The sequence below is a fragment of the Streptomyces sp. NPDC048018 genome, assembly GCF_043202995.1.
Taxonomy (GTDB): Bacteria; Actinomycetota; Actinomycetes; order Streptomycetales; family Streptomycetaceae; genus Streptomyces.
Genome location: NZ_JBIDBK010000002.1, coordinates 186,574 through 207,762, shown reverse-complemented (window position 1 = coordinate 207,762; position 21,189 = coordinate 186,574). Strand labels below are relative to the sequence as shown.

Sequence of the window (21,189 nt, the reverse complement as noted above, 5' to 3'; positions counted from 1 at the left end):
GTGGCCGAGACAGCAGCGAAGAAGACCGATATGACCGAAGAGAACCGCCCGCGCCTGCTCCTCATGGACGGGCACTCCCTGGCGTACCGGGCGTTCTTCGCGCTCCCCGCGGAGAACTTCACCACCGCGCTGGGGCAGCCGACGAACGCGATCTACGGATTCGCGTCGATGCTGGCGAACACGCTCCGCGACGAGGCGCCCACGCACTTCGCCGTCGCGTTCGACGTGTCCCGCAAGACCTGGCGCTCCGACGAGTTCCCCGAGTACAAGGCGAACCGCTCCAAGACCCCGGACGAGTTCAAGGGGCAGGTCGAGCTGATCGGCGAGCTGCTCGACGCCATGCACGCCCCGCGCTTCGCGATCGAGGGCTTCGAGGCGGACGACGTCATCGCCACCCTCGCCACCCAGGCCGAGGCCGCGGGCTTCGAGGTCCTCATCGTCACCGGCGACCGCGACTCCTTCCAGCTGGTCACCGAGCACACCACGGTGCTCTACCCCACCAAGGGCGTCTCCGAGCTGACCCGCTTCACCCCGGAGAAGGTCCAGGAGAAGTACGGACTCTCGCCCTCGCAGTACCCGGACTTCGCCGCCCTGCGCGGCGACCCGTCGGACAACCTGCCCGGCATTCCCGGCGTCGGCGAGAAGACCGCCGCGAAGTGGATCAACCAGTTCGGCTCCTTCGCCGAGCTGGTCGAGCGCGCCGAGGAGGTCAAGGGCAAGGCCGGACAGAACTTCCGTGACCACCTGGAGTCGGTGAAGCTCAACCGCCGCCTCACCGAGATGATCCGCGACGTCGAGCTGCCGAAGACCGTCCAGGACCTGGCCCGCGAGCCCTACGACCGCACGGCCGTCGCGCTCGTCCTCGACACCCTGGAGATCCGCAACCCGTCGCTGCGCGAGCGGCTCCTCGCCGTCGACCCCGGCGCAGCCGAGGAGGCCGCGCCCGCCCCGGCGCCCGGCGTCGAGCTCGACTTCACCGTCCTCGGCTCGGGCGAGCTCGCCGGCTGGCTCGCCGAGCACGCCGGACAGCCGCTCGGCGTCGCCACGGTCGACAGCTGGGGCCTCGGCACCGGCAGCGTCGCCGAGATCGCGCTCGCCTCGGGAGACGGCGCCGCCGCCTGGTTCGACCCGTCGCAGCTCGACGAGGCCGACGAGAAGGCCTGGGCCGAGTGGATCGCCGACCCGGCCCGCCCCAAGGTCATGCACAACGCCAAGGGCGCGATGCGGGTCTTCCCCGAGCACGGCTGGAGCGTCGCGGGCGTGACCATGGACACCGCGCTCGCCGCGTACCTGGTCAAGCCCGGCCGCCGCTCCTTCGCCCTGGACGCGCTCTCCGTCGAGTACCTGGGCCGCGAGCTCGCCCCCGCGGCGGCCACCGACGGCCAGCTCGCCTTCGGCGCCGACGACACCGCCGAGGCCGAGGCCCTGATGTCCCAGGCCCGGGCCGTGCTCGACCTCGGCACCGCCTTCGAGGAGAAGCTGGCGGAGGTCGGCGCCAAGGAGCTGCTCCACGAGGTCGAACTGCCGACCTCGGCCCTCCTGGCCCGCCTGGAGCGCCTCGGCATCGCGGCCGACCGGGACCACCTGGAGGCCCTGGAGCAGCAGTTCGCCGGTGCGGTGCAGCAGGCGGTGAAGGAGGCGCACGCCTCCGTCGGCCACGAGTTCAACCTGGGCTCGCCCAAGCAGCTCCAGGAGGTCTTCTTCGGCGAGCTCAACCTGCCCAAGACGAAGAAGACCAAGACCGGCTACACGACGGACGCCGACGCGCTCGCCTGGCTGGCCGCCCAGACCGAGCACGAGCTCCCGGTGATCATGCTCCGCCACCGTGAGCAGGCGCGTCTGCGCTCCACCGTCGAGGGCCTGATCAAGACGGTCGCGGCGGACGGACGGATCCACACCACCTTCAGCCAGACCGTGGCCGCCACCGGCCGCCTCTCCTCGACCGACCCCAACCTGCAGAACGTGCCGGTGCGGACGGACGAGGGCCGCGCGATCCGGCACGGCTTCGTCGTCGGCGAGGGCTTCGAGGCCCTGATGACCGCCGACTACAGCCAGATCGAACTGCGCGTGATGGCCCACCTCTCCGAGGACGAGGGCCTGATCGAGGCCTTCACCTCCGGTGAGGACCTGCACACCACGGTCGCCTCGCAGGTCTTCGGCGTGGAGCGGTCCGCCGTCGACGCGGAGATGCGCCGCAAGATCAAGGCCATGTCGTACGGCCTGGCCTACGGCCTCTCCGCCTTCGGGCTCTCGCAGCAGCTCAACATCGACCCGGCCGAGGCCCGCGGTCTGATGGACACCTACTTCGAGCGCTTCGGCGGCGTGCGCGACTACCTGCGCCGCGTCGTCGACGAGGCCCGGGCCACCGGCTACACCGAGACCATGCTCGGCCGCCGCCGCTACCTGCCGGACCTCAACAGCGACAACCGCCAGCGCCGGGAGGCGGCGGAGCGCATGGCCCTCAACGCCCCGATCCAGGGCACCGCCGCGGACATCGTCAAGGTCGCCATGCTCGGCGTCGACCGCGCCCTGACCGAGGCCGGCCTGGCGTCCCGGATGCTCCTCCAGGTTCACGACGAAATCGTCCTCGAGCTCGCCCCCGGCGAGCGCGAGCAGGTGGAGGCCATCCTGCGTGAACAGATGGCCAACGCCGCCGACCTCCGGGCCCCCCTGGACGTCTCGGTAGGCGTCGGCCCCAACTGGGACTCGGCCGCCCACTGACCGCCGGAGCCCCCGGCCCCGCGAAACGTCCGCCGGGCCGGCGGCCCCGCCCCGCCCCCGGTCGTCCCCCTGCCCTCCGCCACCACCCGGCCGGGGCCCGGTCTTGCGGGGGGCCGGGGCGCTGTGTGCGCCGGGCCCGGGCCTCCGGGCGGGCCCTGGGCCCTGCCGGGGGCCTGCGCCGCGGTTCTGCCGGGGCCAGGGCTCTGAGCGTGCCCGGGTCCTGCCGGAACTCCGCTTCCCTTCCCCCGGGGCCCGGTACCGCGGAAAGCCAGACCTCTGGGCGTGCCCAAGTCCTGCCGCGAGCCAGAGCTGGGCCTTCGGCCGGTCAGACTCCGCACGGCTTGGGCCGGTTGGACCAGTAGCGGGGCGCCGGGCGGGAAGGCGTCCTGACACTGGCCCCATGCCCGTGATCATGATCCGCCGCCCCCGGCTACGCGCCCTGGCCCTCACCGGCGCCCTCCTCGGCACCCTCGGCGCCACCGGCGCGGCGGCCCCGCCCAGCCTCCCCGCGGCGTCCCCACGCCCCGCTCCCGCGGCCTCCCCGGCATCCCGTACCGCCGGGGTCAGGGCGATCGCGGCGGGCAGGCCCACCACCGTCACCGGGGCGGCCACCACGGGCACGGCGAACGCCCCCGCCCCCGCCCTCTGCACCTCACCCCGCGACCCCACCCTCGCCGCCCGTCTCTCCGCGGACATCCGCGCCGCACTCAAGGGCCGCGACAGCACCGTCTCCCTCGCGGTCCACGACCCCGGACGGGGGCTGCGCTGCGCCCTCTCCGACCGGCGTCCCCACGACTCCGCCAGCATCGCGAAGGTCCTGATCATGGAGGCCGTCCTCGGCCGGACCGGGGAACTCGGCCGCGCCCCCACCCGGCAGGAGTCACAGCGACTCGAAGCGATGATCACCCGTTCGGACAACAAGGCCGCGACCGAGCTGTGGTCCGGTCTCTCCCGCGCCCGGCTGCGCCGTGTCCTGCGCGAGGCCGGCGCCACCGACACCGTCCTCGGCCACGACCGGTACTGGGGCCTGACCGCCACCACCGCCCGCGACCAGCTCACGCTGCTCGCCGCCGTCGCCCGCCGCCCCGCCGCCCTCGACCTCATGGGCCGGGTGGTCCGCGGGCAGGCCTGGGGGGTGACCGCGGGCGCCCCGCGCGGCGCGAAGGTGCACCTCAAGAACGGCTGGCTGCCCCGCGCCACCCACGGCTGGCGGGTCCACAGCCTCGGCATCGTCCGCGGCGGCGGCCGTGACTACCGGCTCGCGCTGCTCAGCCACGACAACGGGACCATGCGCTACGGCGTGCGGACGCTGGAGGGGATCGCGCTCGCCGTCCACCGGCGCCTCGGCGGCGGCCCGTCGGCGCGTGACTTCACGCCGGCCGAGCGCATCAGCGAGATCCCGGACGGGAGCGTTCCGGCGCCCGCCCCGCACCCGGCTCCTCCGAGCGGCCGCCCGGCTCACGCCTCTCCTCCGCGCGCCCTTCCGGCCGCGCCGACCACAGCCGGGCGCGCAGACCGGCCCCGTACAGCACCACCCCGAGGAACAACCCCGCGCCCGCCCCGAAGCAGAACGTCGGGATGATGTCCAGGGGCGTGTCGATCCTGCCCCAGTACGCGTACCAGCGCAGCACGCGATGGGCCGCGCCGGCCAGGACGCACGCCCCGATCACCGCGGCCGCGAGGCGCAGTCCGCGCCGGTCGAGGACCGGGACCGCGGCCGGCGGCGGCGTGTCCGCGGGCGCCGCGCGCAGCGCCCGTACCGTGCACCAGGCGAGCAGGAGCAACGCCAGCGCCGAGCCCCCGTACTGCGCGTACAGATAGACGGGGAGGCCGCCCACCACCTCGCCCAGGACCGGTATCAGCCGCGTGCCCCACCGGTCGAGGTGGGTGAACGCGTCCCACACGACGTGCGTCGTCGCCCCGATCACCGCCGAGACGCCGAACCAGGCGCCGAGCACCGCCGGACGGCGATCCCGCCACGGCCGCCCGCGGACGATCGCGTAGACCCGGCCGCGCCACCGGCGCGGCAGCAGCGCCACCAGCGGCTCACGCACCAGCAGCCACAGTCCCACCATGGCGGCCGTGATGATCACGTCGACGGTGACGACCCCGAGAAAGGAGTGCGTGACCTTCCCGAAGAACATCGCGTCGGGCACGGCCGTCGCCGCGAAGTACGTCATGTCGGGGGAGAAGGAACCGGCGACCAGCGCAGACGCCACCAGCGGACCGCGGGCCGTCCCGTTCCGGCGAATGCCCGGCAGGACCGCGGCGGCATGGCTGAGCGTGAACGGCACGAATCTCCCCCTCGTCCGATGTGCCCGGAGTGCGTCCAGTATTCAGGACGCACGGGCGGCGAACGGCCGGACGGCCAAGTGGTGACGAAACCGTGAAACACGGTCAGGACCCGGTGCCGGGGTGACGCGAGTTGGCATAGGGTCAGCAGTCGTACTCGCGCGGGGAGCGCGGAGGCGGGACATGGGGAGGGACCACACGTATGGCAGCGCACTTGGGCCGTCGGCTGCGCAGGGGAGCCACCAGCGGCGCGGTGGTGGCCGCGGCCGTCGCCGCGCTCGCCGCCTCGCAGGCGCCGGGCACGCCGCCGCCCGCGGACAACGCGAGCGGGGACCTGCCGATCGGCGCGGGTGACACGACCACGCCCCCGGACGGCTCGGCCTCCGGCGACACGCCGTACTACACCGACCTGCCTCCGCTGAACACCCCCAACAAGCCGGGCGCTCCCACCACTCTGCCCCTCATCACCGGCCCCGCGCAGGCCGGCATACCCGCGAGCGTCCTCGCCGCCTACCAGCGTGCCGAGCAGTCGATACGTTCCACCGACCCCGGCTGCAACCTGCCGTGGCAGCTCCTCGCGGGCATAGGCAAGGTGGAGTCCGGGCAGGCCCGTGGCGGCGCCGTCGACGCCAACGGCACCACCACCTCCCCGATCCTCGGTCCGGTCCTCAACGGTGTGGGCTTCGCCAACATCTCGGACACGGACAAGGGCGCCTACGACGGCGACGCCGTGCACGACCGCGCGATAGGCCCGATGCAGTTCATCCCGTCCACCTGGGCCACCTGGGGCCAGGACGCCAACGGCGACGGGAAGAAGGACCCGAACAACATCTACGACGCGGCCCAGGCCGCCGGTCTCTACCTCTGCGCCAACGACCGCAATCTCGCGGTCAAGGCCGACCTGGACCGGGCGATCCTCAGCTACAACCGCTCGACGGAGTACCTGAACACCGTCCTCTCCTGGTTCGAGTACTACAAGCGCGGCACCCACCAGGTGCCCGACGGCACGGGTGTGCTGCCCGGCGACCGCAGCGACAACCGGGGCGTCACCCCCGGCCGGACGACTCCGTCGCCGACGGCCCCCGTGAAGCCGGCGCCGGCGCCGAAGCCCACCACCCCGGCCAAGCCCAAGCCGACGCCGACCCCTCCGCCCGTCACCGACCCGGCGGCCAAGGTCGTACGGATCAAGAGCGCCACCGCCGGCACCCTCACCGCCACCGCGGGCCGTACCTTCGCGGACCGGCTCACGGTCCAGGCGCTGGACCTGGCGGGCAAGCCGGTCGCCGGCGTTCAGGTGCGCTTCCGGATCGAGGGGGACGGCGACACCCGCTTCTCCGTCGGCGCCCGTGAGGTCACCGCCGTCACGGCGAGCACCGGCAAGGCCGCCGCGCCGACCCTCAAGGCCGGCGAGCGGACGGGTGCCTTCAAGGTGAGCGCCACCGTGGTGGGCCGCAGCCTGACCGCGGTGTCCTTCACCGTGAACGTCACCGAGCGCGCCGCCGACACCCTCACCCGCCTCGACGCCAAGGACCTCGCGGCCACCACCGGCGGCGACTTCGCCGACGCGGTCCGGGTCAAGGCCACCGACGGCGGGACGATCGCCTCCGGCGTGGCCGTCACGGCGACGTTCGTCACCTCGGCGAGCGACCCGAAGCCCGCCACCGACGGTCCCTTCTTCAAGGCTGCCGACGGCACCGCGGTCCGCACTCTCACCGTGACGACCGATGCCGACGGTCTCCTCGTCCTGCCGAAGATCTTCGCGGGCGACCAGGCCGGCACCTTCACGCTGCGGCTGACCGCTCCCGGCGGTGGCACGGTGACCGTGGAGCTGAAGGTCACCACCCCGGAACCCGAGCCGACCCCGACGCCTTCCCCGTCCGGCTCGACCTCGCCGGACCCCTCGACGTCCGCCTCCACGCCGGCGGCCACGCCCTCCGCCTGACGTCGCCCTTCGGCGACCGCCACGTCCCGCCGCCCCCGTTCCCCTCGGACCGGGGGCGGCGGTGTGTTCTGAGTGCAACGTGTTCTCATCTCGCTGTCGCGTTGCTACGGTGCCCCCGTCCTGACGATGTATCAGATCGAGTCGCACCGGGAGGCCGGCCATGCGCGCCCTTGTCGCCGCCGTCATCGGACTCGTCCCCGTCCTCCTCTTCGTCCTGCTCGTCTCCCTGGTCGATCTGCCGCCGGACGGACCCACCTCGCCCAGGCCTCTGCTGACCGCCGATCCCGGCCCCAAGAAGTGAGGGACCGAGCCATGCGCCGCCGAGCCAGCCTCGTCCTGCTCGCCTTCGCCGTCTTCTTCGCCGCGATGGCCCCCACGATGCGCTGGTACGCCTTCCCGCGCCTCGCGAAGATCCCGCCGAACCAGTACCAGGAGACCGTCCTGGAGGCGAAGCCGGCCATCCTGCTCGACTACTCCACGCTGACGTCCGAGAAGGTCGACAAGATCACGATCGTCCAGACCCTCAAGGGCAACGTGGAGGAGTCGAAGAAGATCGAGGCCGACGCCGGCCGCGACGTCGTCGTCTGGGACTCCCTCTCCTACGTCCTCGGCCCCGACGGCAAGATGGTCTCCAAGATCCCCGAGCGCTACATCTTCGACGCCCACACCCAGGACCCCGTCCACGCCACAGGCGAGCAGGTCGACGGTGACCCGGTCCGGCGCGAGGGCATCGAGTTCAAGTGGCCCTTCCTCACCGAGAAGCGGGACTACCAGTACTTCGACGCCCAGACCCGCACCTCCGCCCCCATCCACTACCAGGGCACCCGCACCTTCCGCGGCCTGGACGTCTACTACTTCGAGCAGACCGTCCCCTGGACCAAGGTGCCCATGCCCAAGACGATGCCCGTCCAGGGCATCACCCCCGACGTCCTCGCCAAGACCGGCCTCACCCGCTGGTACACCACCAAGCGCATGTTCTGGGTCGACCCCGTCACCGGCGCCCCCGTCAACGGCGAGGAGATCCACAAGGAGGAGCTCCGCAACGCCCGTGCCCTCATGGGCAAGGACACCGTCACCGTCTTCGCGGGCCACGTGAAGATGCGTGAGGACTACATCACCTCCGTCGTCGACCTGGTCAAGAGCAACCGCCTGATGGTGCTGATGCTCGTCTCCTACCTTCCCTGGAGCTTCACCGTCCTCGCCCTCCTCCTGCTCGCCCTCTCCCTCTGGCTCGAAGCCCGCTCCCGCCGCCCCGCACCCGTGACCGGCACCGGCCCCGGTCCGACGGCCGGGCCGGTCCCGGTCAGCGCACCCGCCTGAGCCGGGCGCTCCGGCCGCCCGTCACCCCTCCCGCCTGAGCCGGGCGCTGGTGTACCGGGTGGGCTCCGCCGCCGACGGGTCCTCCGGCCACGGGTGCCGGGGATAGCGCCCGCGCAGCTCCGCCCGCACCGCGCGATACCCGTCCCGCCAGAACGAGGCCAGGTCGGAGGTCACCGCGGCCGGCCGCCCGGCGGGAGACAGCAGGTGCACCAGGACCGGCACGCCCGCCACCCGGGGCGTCTCGGCGAGTCCGAACATCTCCTGGAGCTTCACCGCGAGCACCGGTCGCTCCTCCTCGTACTCCACCCGTATCCGCGAACCACTCGGCACCTCGATCCGCTCCGGCGCCAGCTCGTCGAGCCGCGCCGCCTCGCCCGTCGCCCACGGCAGCAGCCGCCGCAGCCCCTCACCGGCGTCGATCCGGCCCAGATCCGCACGCCGCCGCGCCCGGGACAGCTCCGGCTCCAGCCACTCCCCGGCCCGCGCGAGCAGCGCCTCCTCCGACACGTCCGGCCACGGCTCGCTCAACTCCCGGTGCAGGAAGCCCAGTCGTCGCCGCAGCGCCTGCGCGTCCCGGCTCCACCGCAGCAGCGCCGTGCCCTCCCGGCCGAGCCCGTCGAGCAGCGCCTCGCGGACGAGCGCGGGATCGGCGTCCTCCCGCAGCGGGCGGACCGTGAGCTCCACCGCCCCCAGCCGCTCCACCGACCGCGCCACCACGTCCCCGTCCTCCCACTGGACCTCCTCACCCGTGCTCAGCAGATGGCCCGCCGCCCACCGCGCGATCCGCTCGTCCACCACCGCCGCCAGCCGCACCCGCGCCGTGGCGCTCTGCGCCGTCCGGTCCGCCACCGCCACGGCCAGCCACCCGCCGGCCGTCCCCAGCCGCGAGCCCTCGGCAAGCCGGGCCCCGGTGCCCGACACCATCAGATACCCGCCCTGCTCCCGGGCCCGTGCCACCCGCTCCGGGAAGGCGAGCGCCGTCACCAGACCGGCCACCGCGTCGTCCCCGGCCGTCGCGCCCACCTTCCGGCCACCCGCCCCGGGATCCCCCGTGGCGTCGCCGGGGCGCCCCTCCCCGGCCGACCGCTCCAGCCGCCGCACCTCCGCCTTCCAGCGCCCCGCGTACCCGTCGGCGCCCCGGCGCGCCTGGCGCAGGGCCGCCGCCAGATCGTCCCCGTACTCCCGCGGCGGCTCCTCGCTCAGCAGCGCCACCACCTCGGCCGCCCGCCGGGTGCCGACCTCGGCGGCGCCGTCGAGCAGCGCCCGGCCGAACCGCGGATGCAGGCCGAGCCGCGACATCCGCACGCCCCGGTCCGTCGCCCGGCCGTCCGCGTCGACGGCGCCGACCGCCGCGAGCACCGCGCGGGCCGCCGCCATCGCCCCGGCCGGCGGCGCGTCCAGGAGCGCCAGCCCGGCCGCCGTCGGATCCCCCCAGCAGGCCGCCCGCAGCGCGAAGTCGGTCAGATCGGCCACCTTGATCTCGGGGGAGGGGAACCGGGCCTGGCGCGCGTCCTCCGCCGCCGACCAGCAGCGGTACACCGTGCCGAAGCCCTCACGCCCGGCCCGGCCCGTGCGCTGCGTGGCGACCGCGACGGACACCGGCACCGTCGCCAGCGATCCGAGGCCCCGCGCGTGGTCCATCCGCGGCTCCCGCGCGAGCCCCGAGTCCACCACGATCCGCACCCCCGGCACGGTCAGGCTCGACTCCGCCACCGAGGTCGCCAGGACCACCCGCCGCCGCCCGCCGGGCTCCGGGCCCCGCAACACCGCGTCCTGCACCGCCGCCGGCGCCCGGCCGTGCAACTGGAGCACCTCCGCGTCCAGATCGGCGAGCAGCCCGGCCGTCCGGGCGATCTCGCCCGTCCCCGGCAGGAAACAGAGCAGGTCGCCCTCGTGCCGCTCCAGAGCCTCGCGGACCGTCGCGGCGACGTGGCGCAGCAGCGCGGGATCCACCCAGGTGCCGTGCGCCGGCCGCACGCCGGACGGCGGCGGGGCGAAGTGGATCGTCGAGCCGTGCATCCGGCCCTCGGCCCTGACGACGGGCGCCGGAGCCGCGCCGCCGTCCTGGAGCGTCAGCAGATCGGCCCACGCCTTCGCGTCGCTCGTCGCCGACGCGGCGATGAGCTTCAGCTCCGGCCGCAGTGCCGCCCGGACGTCCACCAGGAACGCCAGTGCCGTGTCCGCGTCCAGATGCCGCTCGTGGCACTCGTCGAGGAGCACCACGTCCACCCCGGCGAGCTCCGGATCGCGCTGGAGCCGCTGGAGCAGGACACCGGTGGTCACCACCTCGACCCGGGTCGCGGGCCCGGCCCGCCGCTCACCGCGGACCGAGAAGCCGACGGTCCCGCCGACCTCCTGGCCCAGCAGCCACGCCATCCGCCGCGCCGCCGCCCGCACCGCCATCCGGCGCGGCTCGGCCACCAGCACCCGGCGCTCCGGCCCGTCCCCTATAACGCCCGCGAGGGCGAGCGGGACCAGCGTGGTCTTGCCGGTGCCGGGCGGGGCGTGCAGCACCGCCGTGCCGCGCTCCTCGAGAGCGGTCAGCAGCTCGGGAACGGCATGGCGGACGGGGAGACGGTCGAGTGCGTCGTGTCGGATCACACGGCAAGTCTCGTACGCCGGGCCGACCCGGTGCGTCCCGTTGTCCACAGCCCCCACCTGTTCATATGACTAAAGGGGGACGTGGTCGGCCGGGAGGGCTGCCGGGCGTCCGTCAGTCGTCCGTCCGTTCGCAGACGAAGATCGCCGTACCCGGGATCAGGTTCCCCCGCAGCGGTGACCAGCCGCCCCACTCCTGGCTGTTCCAGGCCGGCCATTCCGGCTCCACCAGGTCGAGCAGCCGGAAGCCGCCGGCCACCACGTCCCGCACCCGGTCCCCGACGGTCCGGTGGTGCTCGACGTAGACCGCCCGGCCGTGCTCGTCCTGCTCGACGTACGGCGTCCGGTCGAAGTAGGAGGACGCCACCGACAGTCCCTCGGGGCCCGGCTCGTCCGGGAAGGCCCAGCGGATCGGGTGCGTCACCGAGAACACCCACCGGCCGCCCGGCCGCAGCACCCGGCGCACCTCTCGGAAGACCCGGACCGGATCGGCCACGAACGGCACCGCGCCGTAGGCGGAGCAGGCCAGGTCGAAGGAGCCGTCGCGGAACGGTAGGGCCCCCGCGTCGGCCTCCACCAGCGGCACGTCGCCGCCGATCCGCAGCGCGTGCTGCAGCTGCCGGTGCGAGAGGTCGAGGGCGACCGGCCGGGCGCCCTGGGCCGCCAGCCAGCGGGAGCACTGCGCCGCGCCCGCGCCGATCTCCAGGACGTCGCGTCCCTTCAGCGAGCCGGCCGGCCCCAGCAGCTCCGCGTCCGCCTCGTCCAGACCCTCGGGTCCCCAGACGAACCGGTCGTCCCCGAGGAACGCTCCGTGCTCGCTCTGGTACTCGTCCGCGTTCCTGTCCCACCAGCCCCGGCTGGCCCGGCTGCTCTCCGCGTCCCCGGCAGCACGCCGGGTCGCCTCCGCATCGTCCTCGGAGCCGTCTTCCTGTTCGTACTCTTGGTTCATCTCGCCCGTCGATGTAGTTTGCGCTCAGTGCCGCGCGCGGAGATGCGCCGCGGTCGCCCAGGATGGCCTGGGAGGACACGAGTTGTGCCGGGTATGCGGCGATCCGCCCCGGGTGTGCGCTTCGCGCATTGACCCTGTCCGGCCGTCCCCGTATGCTAAAGGTTGCGCTGCGGGCCTGCGCGCCTCAGACGGAGTAGGTCGCGCTCGCATCTGTTGTATGTCCCCTCGGTTTTCGAGGCGCTCCCGGTATTCGGGTCAGGTGCTTCTTTGGCTGTCCGGCTTCTTCAGCTGCGATACGGGTTCTCGGCGTAGCAGTACCTACGACTTCATGTCCGTACCGGAGCCCTTTCCCACATGACGAGCAGCACCGAGACCACCGCCACCACCCCGCAGGTTGCGGTCAACGACATCGGTAACGAGGAAGCCTTCCTCGCCGCGATCGACGAGACGATCAAGTACTTCAACGACGGCGACATCGTCGACGGCGTCATCGTGAAGGTCGACCGGGACGAGGTCCTGCTCGACATCGGTTACAAGACCGAAGGTGTCATCCCGAGCCGCGAGCTCTCGATCAAGCACGACGTCGACCCGAACGAGGTCGTCAAGGTCGGCGACGAGATCGAGGCCCTGGTTCTCCAGAAGGAGGACAAGGAAGGCCGCCTGATCCTCTCGAAGAAGCGCGCCCAGTACGAGCGCGCCTGGGGCACCATCGAGAAGATCAAGGAAGAGGACGGCATCGTCACCGGTACCGTCATCGAGGTCGTCAAGGGTGGTCTCATCCTCGACATCGGCCTCCGCGGCTTCCTCCCGGCCTCCCTGGTCGAGATGCGTCGCGTCCGCGACCTCCAGCCCTACGTGGGCAAGGAGCTCGAGGCGAAGATCATCGAGCTGGACAAGAACCGCAACAACGTGGTCCTGTCCCGCCGCGCCTGGCTCGAGCAGACCCAGTCCGAGGTTCGCCAGACCTTCCTCACGACCCTCCAGAAGGGTCAGGTCCGCTCCGGCGTCGTGTCCTCGATCGTCAACTTCGGTGCCTTCGTGGACCTGGGTGGCGTCGACGGCCTCGTGCACGTCTCCGAGCTGTCCTGGAAGCACATCGACCACCCGTCCGAGGTTGTCGAGGTCGGCCAGGAGGTCACCGTCGAGGTTCTCGACGTCGACATGGACCGCGAGCGTGTCTCCCTGTCGCTGAAGGCGACCCAGGAGGACCCGTGGCAGCAGTTCGCCCGTACCCACCAGATCGGCCAGGTCGTTCCGGGTAAGGTCACCAAGCTGGTTCCGTTCGGTGCGTTCGTCCGCGTGGACGAGGGCATCGAGGGTCTGGTCCACATCTCCGAGCTGGCCGAGCGCCACGTGGAGATCCCGGAGCAGGTCGTCCAGGTCAACGACGAGATCTTCGTCAAGGTCATCGACATCGACCTCGAGCGTCGTCGCATCAGCCTCTCGCTGAAGCAGGCCAACGAGTCCTTCGGTGCCGACCCGGCCTCGGTCGAGTTCGACCCGACCCTGTACGGCATGGCCGCGTCCTACGACGACCAGGGCAACTACATCTACCCCGAGGGCTTCGACCCCGAGACCAACGACTGGCTCGAGGGCTACGAGACCCAGCGCGAGGCCTGGGAGACCCAGTACGCCGAGGCGCAGCAGCGCTTCGAGCAGCACCAGGCTCAGGTCATCAAGTCCCGCGAGGCCGACGAGGCCGCCGCTGCCGAGGGTGGCGCCGCCGCTCCGGCCGGTGCCCCGGCGGGCGTCTCCGGTGGTTCGTACTCCTCGGAGTCGGACGACAACTCCGGCGCCCTGGCGTCGGACGAGGCCCTGGCTGCCCTCCGCGAGAAGCTGGCCGGCGGCCAGAGCTGAATCCGGCTCTCCGCTGAGCTCCAGTAGCCGGCACTGAGGCCCGCCTCCCTTCGGGGAGGCGGGCCTCAGTCATGTCCGCCGCGCCCTCCACGGCGGCATCTCGACGGCCTCCCTCGGTGCTTTCCCCTCCGTGGTCTTTTCGCCGCGGAGGCGGGAATGGGCGTGCGTCGGCCGACGTTGTGCTGGAAGAACGCGAGGAGGAGCGGAAATCGTGCTTGATCCCCAGGATTTGTACGAATGGGACCAGAAGGGTCTGGCCGTGGTGGACATGGCCCTGGCGCAGGAGTCGGCCGGGCTGGTCATGCTCTACCACTTCGACGGCTACATCGACGCAGGTGAGACCGGCGAGCAGATCGTCGACGGCCTGCTCGACACGCTCCCTCACCAGGTCGTGGCCCGCTTCGATCACGACCGGCTCGTGGACTACCGCGCCCGCCGCCCCCTGCTGACCTTCCGCCGCGACCGCTGGACCTCCTACGAGACGCCCTCCATCGAGGTGCGGATCGTGCAGGACGCCACCGGAGCCCCCTTCCTGGTGCTGTCCGGACCCGAGCCGGACGTCGAGTGGGAGCGGTTCGCCGCCGCCGTGCGCCAGATCGTCGAGCGCCTGGGGGTCCGCCTCGCGGTCAACTTCCACGGCATCCCCATGGGCGTCCCGCACACCCGCCCCGTGGGCCTCACGCCGCACGGCAGCCGCACCGACCTCATGCCCGGCCACCGGAGCCCCTTCGACGAGGCCCAGGTACCCGGCAGCGCCGAGTCGCTCGTCGAGTTCCGCCTCACCGAGGCCGGCCACGACACCCTCGGTGTCGCCGCCCACGTGCCGCACTACGTGGCCCGGTCGCCGTACCCGGACGCCGCGCTGACTGCTCTCGAGGCGATCACCGCCGCGACCGGTCTGGTGCTGCCCGAGGTCGCGCACGCCCTGCGCACCGAGGCCCGGCGCACCCAGACCGAGATCGAGCGCCAGATCGGCGAGGGCGACGAGGAGCTGACCACGCTCGTCCAGGGCCTTGAGCACCAGTACGACGCCGTCGCCGGCGCCGAGACCCGGGGCAGCCTGGTCGCCGAGCCCGTCGACCTCCCCTCCGCGGACGAACTGGGCCGCGAGTTCGAGCGCTTCCTGGCCGAACGGGAGGGCGACGCGTAGCGGCCCGGGAGCGGGATCTAAGCTGCCGCTCATGCTGAAGGTGGGTCTGACCGGTGGAATCGGCGCCGGCAAGAGTGAAGTGTCCCGGCTGTTCGTCTCGCACGGTGCCGTACTGATCGACGCCGACCGGATCGCCCGCGAGGTCGTGGAGCCGGGCACGCCCGGTCTCGCGGCCGTCGTCGCGGAGTTCGGCCCCGGGATCCTCACCGCAGAGGGCACCCTCGACCGGCCCAGGCTCGGCTCGATCGTGTTCAACGACCCCGACCGCCTGGCGGCGCTCAATGCGATCGTCCACCCGCTGGTCGGCGCCCGCTCCGCCGAGCTGGAGGGCCTCGCGGGCCCCGGGGACGTCGTCGTCCACGACGTCCCCCTGCTCGCCGAGAACGGCCTCGCACCCCTTTACGACCTGGTCGTCGTCGTGGACGCCGCCCCGGAGACGCAGCTCGACCGGCTCGTCCGGCTGCGCGGCATGACCGAGTCCGAGGCCCGCGCCCGGATGGCGGCCCAGGCCACCCGCGCGCAGCGCCGAGCCGTCGCCGATCTGATCGTCGACAACGACGGCCCGCTGGAGGACCTGGAGCCCCAGGTGCTCAGGATCTGGGCGGAGCTGCGCGAGCGGGCCGGGGAAAGCCGATAGTCAGGCGCCGGTCGATCGCCGTCCGGGCTGGGTAGGGATCGCAGAGGGCCGGGCGGGTCCGTGCGCCGTACGGAATACAGCCACAGGGCCCGACGTTGGACCAGCGCAGCGACGGAAAGGATGCCCGCGTGGCCGAGTCGAACCCGGAGACCCACGTCATCGCCTTCCGCGCGGCCGAGCAGTTGCTCGATGCTCGGGACCCGCGGGGCGCGATCAAGCTGCTCGACTCCGTCATCGAGGCGCACCCGGAGAGCGGCGCGGCGCGCCTGCTCAGGGCACGTGCGTACTTCGCGTCCGCCCAACTGCGCCGGGCCGAGCACGAGTTCCAGCACATCGTGGACCACGAGCCGGACAACGCGTTCGCGCACTTCGCGCTCGCCCGCACCTTCCAGCGCTCCGGCCGCCCGGACCAGGCCGCCCGCCACTTCCGCCTCGCCGCCGCGCTCGACCCGAAGCCGGAGTACCTGGAGGCGGCCCGGTTCGACACGACGGGGGAGTGAGCCGCCGCCGGCCGCGTCGAGCCCCGCCGTCCCTCCTCAGGGCCGGGGGCCCCGGCCTCCGCGTCCCCCGTGATCCGGCTCGTACGGCGGGATGTCACGCCCCGGCTGCCAGTGCGGACCCTGCCGGATGTGGCGGGTGACCAGCACCAGGTCGGTGGCGGCCACCACGAACAGCACACCGCACGCCGCCGCCCAGCCCGGCCGCTCCACGAGCGCGAACACCGTCGTGCCGAAGGCCGCCCACAGCGCCCCCCACAGGCTCAGCCAGAACCGCAGCCGCAGCGCACTGCGCGCGGTCGCCGGTTCACTTCCCGTACGCATGACGCCGCTCCCGGGTGCCCCCAGAGACCTCAGAGGGCACCTCCAGGATCCACCCACGGCGCGCGATCCGAAAGGCCCGCCGGCGGGGGACGGACCCGGGTGCCGGCCCGGCCCGCGACGGCCGGCGGGCGAAGCCCGTCAGTGGATGAAGCCCGTCAGTGGATGAAGCCGGTCAGTGGATGAAGCTGTAGCTGCGCCAGGGCAGGGTGCCCCGCGCGATCTCGTCGGTGGTGTTGGTCGCCACGTAGATGGGGTTCGGGTCGCGGCAGTCGCGGGTCCGGTAGAGCTGGAGGTCCACCAGCGTGTGGTTCTCGACCCGCGTCGCCCCCGTCGGCGCCAGGCGGTGGCATCCCTTCACGGAGGGGCTGGTCACGCTCACCACGAACTCACGCCCGGTCTCGTACGAGACGGGACCCACCGCGGTGCGGCCGAGACCCGAGCAGCCCGCGACCGCGAGCGAGAGCAGGACGGCCCCGGTGGCGGTGGTGAGACGCCGGTGAAGGGACATGGCGGAATCCTCGTCTTTCGGGCGTGGGCGGCCGCGACGCGATCGCGGCCGAAGCCTGTTCCCCGCCACAGTGCCGCCTCCCGGTGCCGCTGTCATGTCCTGTTGGGCCGGTCGGGGGAAGCGCCGGACAGGGCCGTTGTCAGACCCCACCCGTAAGGTCGGAGATCCAGTCGGAAATCCGTCGCGGACCGGGAGGTGAGCAGCGACGTGACATCTGCCCTGTTCGGCGCCGCCGTCTTCCTGCCCGCCGCCCTCCCCCGGGAGGGCCGGGTCGCCTTCTGGTCCCCCGACGGCGGGCCGCTGCCCGGCACGGGGCCGGGCCGGGACGCCCTGCCCGGCGCGGCCGAGCCGGGCGAGCTGACCGTCGTGCGGCGGCACGGCAGCGGGGTGCGCACCCGGACCGTGCCCGCCCTCCTGCTGCCCGTCGCGGAGGCCCTGCCCCACCTGGTCGCGGCCCGGAAGCACCCGGCCGCGCATCCCGCGGCCGCCTGCTGGGGCGCCGCCGCCCTGCACGCCCTGCACCTGATCGCCCGCGGCCGCCTGCTGCCGGGGCTCACCGCCGAGGACCACGACGCCTGGCGGGCCGGGCCGCTCGACGCCGACGACATCGCCCACCTGCGGGCCATCGCCGCCGCCATGCCGTACGAGGCGCACGCCGTGCCCGTTCCCGGCAGCGGCCCGCTCCGGCTGCCCGAGCCGGAGGCCCTGGTGCGCGCCTTCCTCGACGCCGTCGCCGACACCCTGCCCCGTACCCCCGCGGCGCCCCACGCGGCCGGCGCGCCGTTCGCCGCCCGTGAGCCCCGGCACCTGCCCCGCGCGCGGGCCTGGGCCGCCGAGGCCGCCGCCGGCATGGACGCCGGCGTCCGGGTCTCGATCCGACTCGACCTCTCCGGCTACGAGCTCTTCGACGTCTCGGCCGACGGCAGCGGCGCGGAGCGGCAGGCCGCCGCCGCGCTGCTCCAGGTGCACAGCCTCGCCGATCCCACCCTCGTCATCGACGCCGCCGCCCTGTGGGCGGGGGACGGCGAGGAGCACTTCGGGCCGCGCGCCCGTGTCGACGCCGTCCTCGCCCTGCGGCGGGCCGCCCGTGTCTGGCCGCCCCTCGGCCGCCTCATGGAGCGGGACGTGCCCGACGTCCTGGCCGTGTCCGAGGACGAGCTGTACGAACTGCTCGGTCCCGCCGCCACCCGGCTCGCCGACGCCGGGGTCGCCGTGCACTGGCCCCGGGACCTCGCCCGCTCCCTCACCGCGTCCGCCGTCGTCCGGCCCGCCCGCCCGGCGCCCGGCTCCGCCACCGACGGCACCACCTTCTTCGACAGCGAGGAGCTGCTGCGCTTCAACTGGCAGCTCGCCCTCGACGGCGACCCCCTCACCGCGCGTGAGATGGACGCCCTCGCCGAGGCCCATCGGCCCGTCGTCCGGCTGCGCGACCAGTGGGTGGTCGTGGACCCGGACCTCGTGCGCAAGGCCCGCAAGCGCGAACTCGGCCTTCTCGAACCGGTCGACGCGCTTGCCGTCGCCCTCACCGGCACCGCGGAGGTCGACGGGGAGACCGTGCCCGCCGTGCCCGTCGGCGCCCTCGCGACCCTGCGGGACCGGCTGCTCGCCGACCCCGAGGACATCCCGCCGCCGCCCGGCCTCGACGCCACCCTGCGCGACTACCAGCTGCGCGGCCTGGCCTGGCTCGACCTCATGACCTCCCTCGGCCTCGGCGGCTGCCTCGCCGACGACATGGGCCTGGGCAAGACCGTCACCCTCATCGCCCTCCACCTGCGCCGGGCCCGCAGCGCGCCCACCCTCGTCGTCTGCCCCGCCTCGCTCCTCGGCAACTGGCAGCGGGAGATCCGGCGCTTCGCGCCCGGCGTGCCCGTCCGCCGTTTCCACGGCCCCGACCGCACCCTGGAAGGCCTCGACGGCGGCTTCGTCCTCACCACCTACGGCACCCTGCGCACCAGCGCGCCCCAGCTCGCCGCGCAGGAGTGGGGCATGGTCGTCGCCGACGAGGCCCAGCACGTCAAGAACCCCTTCTCGGCGACCGCCAAGGCGCTGCGCACCGTCCCGAGCCCGGCGAGGGTCGCCCTCACCGGCACGCCCGTGGAGAACAACCTCTCCGAGCTGTGGGCGCTCCTCGACTGGACCACCCCGGGTCTCCTCGGCCCCCTGAAGGCCTTCCGCTCCCGGCACGCCCGCGCCGTCGAGAACAGCGAGGAGATCGAGAACGAGGAGGCGGTGGAGCGGCTCGCCCGGCTGGTCAGGCCGTTCCTGCTGCGCCGCCGCAAGTCCGACCCCGGCATCGCCCCCGAGCTGCCCCCCAAGACCGAGTCCGACCACCCCGTGGCCCTCACCCGCGAGCAGGTCACGCTCTACGAGGCGGTCGTGCGCGAGACGATGGCGCAGATCGAGGGCGCCGAGGGGATGGCCCGGCGCGGACTGATCATGAAGCTGCTGACCTCGCTCAAGCAGATCTGCAACCACCCGGCCCAGTACCTCAAGGAGCAGCCGCCCGGCACCCGTGCCCAGGCCGGGGCGCGGGCCCTGCGGCTCGCCGGCCGCTCCGGCAAGCTCGCCCTCCTCGACGAGCTCCTCGACACGATCGTCGCCGAGGACGGCTCCGTGCTCGTCTTCACCCAGTACGTGACGATGGCGCGGCTCCTCGCCGCCCATCTGGCCGCGCGGGGCATCGGCGCCCAGCTCCTGCACGGCGGCACGCCCGTCGCCGAGCGCGAGCGGATGGTCGACCGATTCCAGGCCGGCGAGATCCCCGTCTTCCTGCTCTCCCTGAAAGCGGCGGGAACCGGCCTCAACCTCACCCGGGCCGGACACGTCGTGCACTACGACCGCTGGTGGAACCCGGCGGTCGAGGAACAGGCCACCGACCGCGCGTACCGCATCGGGCAGACACAGCCCGTCCAGGTCCACCGCTTCATCGCCGAGGGCACGGTCGAGGACAGCATCGCCGAGATGCTGCGCGCCAAGCGGGCCCTCGCCGACGCCGTCCTCGGCTCCGGCGAGGCCGCCCTCACCGAACTGACCGACCGCGAGCTGGCCGACCTGGTGTCCCTGAGGAGGCCCGCATGAGCCCCGACGGCCCCGGCCTGCCCGGCCGCCCCCGTACCGCCCGGCTCCGCGCGGGCGGGGCCCGCGCCGCGCTGCCCCGCCACGACGACCGCCGCAGGACCTTCCCCCAGCTCCCCCCGCGCGAGGAGCCCGACGGCCGCTTCGCCGCCACCTGGTGGGGCAACGCCTGGGTGGACGCCCTGGAGGACACCGCCCTCGATCCGGCCCGGCTCGCCCGCGGCAAGGCGTACGCCCGGCGCGGCCATGTCGACGCGATCACCGTCACCCCCGGCCGCGTCGTCGCCTACGTCCACGGCAGCCGCCCCCGGCCGTACCGCACGGAGATCCGGCTGCGGACCCTCGGCGACGCCGACTGGGAGCGGTTCCTCGACGAGGCCGCCGCCCGGCCCGAGCACATCGCGGCTCTCCTCGACAAGGACGTGCCGCACGCCCTGGAGGCCGTCACCGGACTGCTGCCCGCCCCCGGCGACCTCGTCCCCGACTGCTCCTGCCCCGACGACGGCTATCCCTGCAAGCACGCCGCCGCCCTCTGCTACCAGTCCGCCCGCCTCCTCGACGAGGACCCCTTCGTCCTCTTCCTCATGCGCGGCCGCGGCGAGCAGGAGATCCTCGCCGACCTCACCCGGCGCAATGCGGCCCGTTCCGCCGCCGAGGGCGCCGGCGCCGCGCCCGCCCTGCCCACGGTTCCGGCCCGCGCCGCGCTCGCGCCGCTCACCGGCGGCCACGCCCTGCCGGACCTGCCTCCGCCGCTGCCCGCTCCCACGCAGCCGGGACGCCCCGCCGTCTTCCCGGCCGATCCCGAGGCGCCCGACCCGCTGGCCCTCGACCTGCTCGCCTCCGAGGCGGCGGCCCGCGCCCACACCTTCCTCACCACCGGGCACGACCCCGTGGCCGCCCTCACCCCCTGGCAGGACGCGGTACGGCTGGCGGCGGCGCATCCCGGCTCCGGTCTCACCGCCTCCACCCGCGCCCTCTACCGGGACCTGGCCTACGCCCTGGACCGCACCCCCACCGACCTGGCCCGCGCGGTCGCCGCCTGGCGCCAGGGCGGTGCCGCGGGGCTCGCGGTCCTGGAAGAGCCCTGGGATCCGCCCGCCGGTCCCTTCGACCGGGCCCGCCCTGCCCTTCTCGCCGCCGACCTGCCCGCCTTCCGCCCCTGGCGCAACCGCCTGTCCAGCAGCTCCCTCCAGCTCCGCTTCGGCCGCGACGGGCTCTGGTACGGCTACGAGTCGGACACCGACCGCGAGGACTGGTGGCCGCGAGGCACGCCGGACGCCGATCCGGTCGGTGTGATCACCGACCTGCTCGGAAGATGA

15 protein-coding genes and 1 pseudogene are annotated in these 21,189 nt (G+C 73.6%); 11 read left to right on the top strand and 5 right to left on the bottom strand.

The genetic code is table 11. The annotated features are described in order from the left end of the window. Both polA and ACGF1Z_RS06770 read left to right on the top strand, forming a co-directional pair. Entirely contained in the window at positions 1-2,721 is a 2,721-nt protein-coding gene (gene polA / locus ACGF1Z_RS06775; RefSeq protein WP_393000729.1) for a DNA polymerase I, read from the top strand. A gap of 400 nt (positions 2,722-3,121) precedes the next feature. Then, positions 3,122-3,976: pseudogene (locus tag ACGF1Z_RS06770) on the top strand (serine hydrolase); the annotation flags it as partial. Positions 3,977-4,109: 133 nt separating this feature from the next. Here the strand turns inward: ACGF1Z_RS06770 and ACGF1Z_RS06765 are convergent. Beyond that, the gene (locus ACGF1Z_RS06765; protein WP_393000727.1) at positions 4,110-5,015 is read right to left on the bottom strand and encodes a DUF4184 family protein; all 906 of its coding nucleotides are present in this window, start codon (positions 5,013-5,015) and stop codon (positions 4,110-4,112) included. Between the two features lie 200 nt (positions 5,016-5,215). Here ACGF1Z_RS06765 and ACGF1Z_RS06760 point away from each other — a divergent pair, with 200 nt between their 5' ends. The 3 genes from ACGF1Z_RS06760 to ACGF1Z_RS06750 all read left to right on the top strand — a co-directional run bounded on the left by ACGF1Z_RS06760 (position 5,216) and on the right by ACGF1Z_RS06750 (position 8,275). Then, entirely contained in the window at positions 5,216-6,955 is a 1,740-nt protein-coding gene (locus ACGF1Z_RS06760) for a lytic transglycosylase domain-containing protein (protein WP_393000725.1), read from the top strand. 160 nt (positions 6,956-7,115) lie between these two features. Continuing rightward, complete coding sequence (locus ACGF1Z_RS06755) at positions 7,116-7,256, top strand: SPW_0924 family protein (protein WP_393000723.1); 141 nt, start codon at positions 7,116-7,118, stop codon at positions 7,254-7,256. A gap of 11 nt (positions 7,257-7,267) precedes the next feature. Beyond that, the gene (locus ACGF1Z_RS06750) at positions 7,268-8,275 is read left to right on the top strand and encodes a DUF3068 domain-containing protein (protein WP_393000721.1); all 1,008 of its coding nucleotides are present in this window, start codon (positions 7,268-7,270) and stop codon (positions 8,273-8,275) included. 21 nt (positions 8,276-8,296) lie between these two features. On the opposite strand, the gene hrpB is transcribed toward ACGF1Z_RS06750, so the two are convergent. Next, the gene (gene hrpB, locus ACGF1Z_RS06745) at positions 8,297-10,876 is read right to left on the bottom strand and encodes an ATP-dependent helicase HrpB (protein ID WP_393000719.1); all 2,580 of its coding nucleotides are present in this window, start codon (positions 10,874-10,876) and stop codon (positions 8,297-8,299) included. A 112-nt stretch (positions 10,877-10,988) separates the two neighbouring features. Continuing rightward, a complete protein-coding gene (locus tag ACGF1Z_RS06740) occupies positions 10,989-11,822 on the bottom strand; it encodes a class I SAM-dependent methyltransferase (RefSeq protein ID WP_393000717.1) in 834 nt (277 codons plus the stop codon). Between the two features lie 354 nt (positions 11,823-12,176). Here ACGF1Z_RS06740 and rpsA point away from each other — a divergent pair, with 354 nt between their 5' ends. The 4 genes from rpsA to ACGF1Z_RS06720 all read left to right on the top strand — a co-directional run bounded on the left by rpsA (position 12,177) and on the right by ACGF1Z_RS06720 (position 15,966). Continuing rightward, positions 12,177-13,679, top strand: a complete 1,503-nt coding sequence (gene rpsA / locus ACGF1Z_RS06735; RefSeq protein ID WP_019885395.1) for a 30S ribosomal protein S1 — start codon at positions 12,177-12,179, stop codon at positions 13,677-13,679. A 211-nt stretch (positions 13,680-13,890) separates the two neighbouring features. After that, positions 13,891-14,829, top strand: coding sequence for a PAC2 family protein (locus ACGF1Z_RS06730; protein ID WP_393000714.1), 939 nt, complete (start codon positions 13,891-13,893; stop codon positions 14,827-14,829). Between the two features lie 31 nt (positions 14,830-14,860). Continuing rightward, positions 14,861-15,466, top strand: a complete 606-nt coding sequence (gene coaE / locus ACGF1Z_RS06725; protein WP_393000712.1) for a dephospho-CoA kinase — start codon at positions 14,861-14,863, stop codon at positions 15,464-15,466. 128 nt (positions 15,467-15,594) lie between these two features. Next, entirely contained in the window at positions 15,595-15,966 is a 372-nt protein-coding gene (locus ACGF1Z_RS06720; RefSeq protein WP_393000710.1) for a tetratricopeptide repeat protein, read from the top strand. 36 nt (positions 15,967-16,002) lie between these two features. Here the strand turns inward: ACGF1Z_RS06720 and ACGF1Z_RS06715 are convergent, their stop codons facing one another. Further along, a complete protein-coding gene (locus ACGF1Z_RS06715; protein ID WP_393000708.1) occupies positions 16,003-16,287 on the bottom strand; it encodes a DUF6343 family protein in 285 nt (94 codons plus the stop codon). 172 nt (positions 16,288-16,459) lie between these two features. Further along, on the bottom strand, positions 16,460-16,795 hold the full coding sequence (locus tag ACGF1Z_RS06710; RefSeq protein ID WP_393000706.1) for a hypothetical protein: 336 nt from the start codon (positions 16,793-16,795) through the stop codon (positions 16,460-16,462). A gap of 207 nt (positions 16,796-17,002) precedes the next feature. Between ACGF1Z_RS06710 and ACGF1Z_RS06705 the strand changes: the two genes are divergently transcribed. Further along, complete coding sequence (locus ACGF1Z_RS06705; protein WP_393000704.1) at positions 17,003-19,873, top strand: DEAD/DEAH box helicase; 2,871 nt, start codon at positions 17,003-17,005, stop codon at positions 19,871-19,873. Further along, positions 19,870-21,189: an SWIM zinc finger family protein gene (locus ACGF1Z_RS06700; RefSeq protein ID WP_393000702.1), complete on the top strand. Its 1,320-nt coding sequence runs from the start codon at positions 19,870-19,872 to the stop codon at positions 21,187-21,189. Before ACGF1Z_RS06705 ends, ACGF1Z_RS06700 begins: the two co-directional genes overlap by 4 nt.

Coding starts and splice junctions, on each gene's coding strand:
- ACGF1Z_RS06760 (WP_393000725.1), top strand. CDS start 5,216: ATGGCAGCGCACTTGGGCCGTCGGCTGCGCAGGGGAGCCACCAGCGGC.
- ACGF1Z_RS06755 (WP_393000723.1), top strand. CDS start 7,116: ATGCGCGCCCTTGTCGCCGCCGTCATCGGACTCGTCCCCGTCCTCCTC.
- ACGF1Z_RS06750 (WP_393000721.1), top strand. CDS start 7,268: ATGCGCCGCCGAGCCAGCCTCGTCCTGCTCGCCTTCGCCGTCTTCTTC.
- ACGF1Z_RS06740 (WP_393000717.1), bottom strand. CDS start 11,822: ATGAACCAAGAGTACGAACAGGAAGACGGCTCCGAGGACGATGCGGAG.
- rpsA (WP_019885395.1), top strand. CDS start 12,177: ATGACGAGCAGCACCGAGACCACCGCCACCACCCCGCAGGTTGCGGTC.
- coaE (WP_393000712.1), top strand. CDS start 14,861: ATGCTGAAGGTGGGTCTGACCGGTGGAATCGGCGCCGGCAAGAGTGAA.
- ACGF1Z_RS06715 (WP_393000708.1), bottom strand. CDS start 16,287: ATGCGTACGGGAAGTGAACCGGCGACCGCGCGCAGTGCGCTGCGGCTG.
- ACGF1Z_RS06710 (WP_393000706.1), bottom strand. CDS start 16,795: ATGTCCCTTCACCGGCGTCTCACCACCGCCACCGGGGCCGTCCTGCTC.
- ACGF1Z_RS06700 (WP_393000702.1), top strand. CDS start 19,870: ATGAGCCCCGACGGCCCCGGCCTGCCCGGCCGCCCCCGTACCGCCCGG.